At 65.7% G+C, this 2,754-nt stretch carries 2 protein-coding genes; both read right to left on the bottom strand.

What is annotated here, in order from left to right:
• Positions 1–51 precede the first annotated feature (51 nt).
• A complete protein-coding gene (locus EOA86_RS29555; RefSeq protein ID WP_128344886.1) occupies positions 52–1,596 on the bottom strand; it encodes a sugar ABC transporter ATP-binding protein in 1,545 nt (514 codons plus the stop codon).
• Positions 1,593–2,754: carbohydrate kinase (locus EOA86_RS29550; protein ID WP_128344884.1), on the bottom strand; the 1,162-nt coding region annotated here is incomplete at its 5' end. The genes EOA86_RS29555 and EOA86_RS29550, both read right to left, overlap by 4 nt.

The following is a 2,754-nucleotide window of genomic DNA, read 5'->3' as shown; positions in this document are numbered from 1 at the left end:
GGCTCCTGCCGACCGCCGGGTCACCCGCGCTGATCTCGGTTGCCTTGTCGGTCATCCCTTGGCCGCTCCCGTTGCAAGTTCCATGATTGCTTCCTGACTGAGCGGCTGGCCGGCGGATGCCATAACTTCGCCAGCGATAGTGCCGTCGCGCATCACCAGCACGCGGTCGGCGACGCCGATCACCTCCGGCAGTTCGCTGGAGATCATCAGGATGGCGATGCCCTTCTTGGCGAGATCGTCGATCAGCCGGTAGATTTCGGACTTCGCCCCGACATCGACGCCGCGAGTCGGCTCGTCGAGGATGAGGACCCGCGGCTCGGTTTCGAGCAGGCGGGCGAGCAGCACCTTCTGCTGGTTGCCGCCCGACAGCGAGCCGGCATTGGCCTGCACCGACCTGGTGCGAATGGAGAGGTCGGAAACGGCCTTGGCGGCGCGCCTTTCGGCCGTGGCGAAGTCGCGCAGGCCGCCGGCCTGCGCGTCCCTTGCGAGCACGCCCATGCTGATATTGTCGGAAATCGACATGTCGAGAAACAGACCGAGTTCCTTGCGGTCTTCGGTGAGATAGGCGATGCCGGCGTCCAGCGCCTCGCGCGGCGAGCCGATGGCTATCGGCTTGCCGTCGAGTTCCAGCGTGCCTGATGTGTGCCTGTCGGCACCGAAGATCAGCCGTGCGAGCTCGGTGCGGCCCGAGCCGACCAGGCCCGCCAGCGCCAAGACTTCGCCCTTGTGCAGGTCGAAGGAGCAGTCCTTCAAAAGATTGCCGTCCGACATGCCCTGTACCGATAGCGCGATCGCGCGCTTGCTGTCCGGCGGGCGGTGATCCTTCTTGTAGAAGGCGGACAGATCACGGCCAACCATCATCGAAACGAGGCGCGAGGCGTTCAGATCGGCGCGGTCGAGCGTGCCGACAAAGCCGCTGTCGCGCAGCACGCTGACACGGTCAGCAAGTTGGTAGACCTCTTCCATCCGGTGGCTGATGTAGATGATGGCGATGCCCTGCGACTTCAGCGTCGCAATGACCTCGAACAACCTGTCCGTCTCGCGCGAGGTCAGCGAGGTGGTCGGCTCGTCCATGACGATGATGCGCGCGCTGGTCGACAGCGCGCGAGCGATCTCGACCAGTTGGCGTTCGCCGAGCGACAGGCTGGAGACCGAGTCCCGCGCCGAGAAAGAGACGCCGAGCCGTGCGATGATCTCGTTAGCGCGCCGATTGCACTGATCGCGGTCGACGATGCCGAACCGTCTCGGCTCGTTGCCGAGGAAGATGTTCTGCGCAACCGTCAGGTTGGGCGCCAGCGACAGCTCCTGATAGATGACCGCAATGCCGTTGGCGCGCGCCTTGATCGGGTCGCCGGTCGCAACCGGTGTGCCGTCGATCAGGATATCGCCGCCTGGATCCGGCCGATACGCGCCGGACAGCACCTTCATCAGCGTGGACTTGCCGGCGCCGTTTTCGCCCATCAGCGCGTGCAGTTCGCCGGCGTGGACGGTCAGCGACACGTCCTGCAAGGCGCGGATCGGGCCGAACGTCTTGGAGATGTGCCGCATCTCCAGCATCGGCTGGCGCGCCGTCTCGATTTGGGCAGCGGCGGTCATCGTGCACCTCGCGCTGCAGTTTCAACGATGCCTCGATCGCCGGAGAGGCCGCGCCAGCTGTCGCGGTATCCAGCAAGACCAGCGAAGCCGGAGGCGCACACCGGCTCCGGCGCCTCGGCGGCAAATTCGCGTCCAACACTCTCGAAGGCAAGAGCCGCCGCTCCGGTGGCGCTGCCCTCCAGCGTGGCGCCCTGCATGAAGGGCTGGCCGGGGCGCAGCTGCGCCAGCAGGGCCGCGAGCACGCCGCCACTGTTCAGCCCGCCATCGACGATTACGGTATCGTTCGAATGGATCAGGTCGAGACACAGATCGATCATCAGTGCGACATAGAGCAGTGCCACAGCCGCGCGCTCCTCCGCGTTGGGTGTGCGCCCGACCAATTCGCCGGGATGGCCAGGCATCGGCCCGCCCGGGGCGAAACTAGGCAGCGCCATGATGCCGGCGTCGATCACCTGCTGTACCGAGGAGCGGGCGATTGCGCCTTGCCAGCCGGCGCTGATTGTCGCGAATTCACGGCCGCCCATGAAACGGATGGTCGGCACCGGGCCAGCATCGACATCGACATTGACCAGCATGTCGCGGTCGCGGTCGAGCGCGTCGAGCGGGCAGTCCGGGTTGAGCACGACGACCCAGGTGCCGGTCGAGACGACAGTGACCGGCCCAAGCTCCTGCCGGCGACAGGCATGGAGCGCCGCATTGCTGTCATGGACACCGTTGTGGATGGCAATCGGCTGTGTTGCCCCACCGAAGCGCCGCTCGCCGATGACAGCTCCGGCACGCTCAAAGGCGGGCATCTGGCCGCGCCAGCCCTCGGCGTCGACCAGCGAACTGAAATCGCGCTTGCGCGGCGCCCACAGATGCGAGTGACAGCCGAGATAGGACACTTCCGAGACCGCCCGGCCGCCAAAGCGCCAGCTCCAGTATTGCGGATAGCCGATGATCGATTTCGCGGCATCGAACGCGCTGGGTTGCACCGCCTTCAGCCACAGCATGTGGCGACCATAGTTGAAGCCGAGCGGCAGGAGCGGCGAGAAAGTCTCGGCAAAATCCGGAATGCGGCGATCGATCTGCGCGGCGATCTCAGCCGGTGGCTCCTGCTCGTAGTCGAGAATAGGATGCGTCAGCGCCGCATTGTCGACCAAGGCAAAGGTGCAGCCA

It is taken from the genome of Mesorhizobium sp. M5C.F.Ca.IN.020.32.2.1, from assembly GCF_004023105.1.
Taxonomy (GTDB): Bacteria; Pseudomonadota; Alphaproteobacteria; order Rhizobiales; family Rhizobiaceae; genus Mesorhizobium; species Mesorhizobium wenxiniae.
The sequence above is the reverse complement of the archived record's forward strand: the minus strand, read 5'-3'. Positions and strand labels throughout refer to the sequence as shown.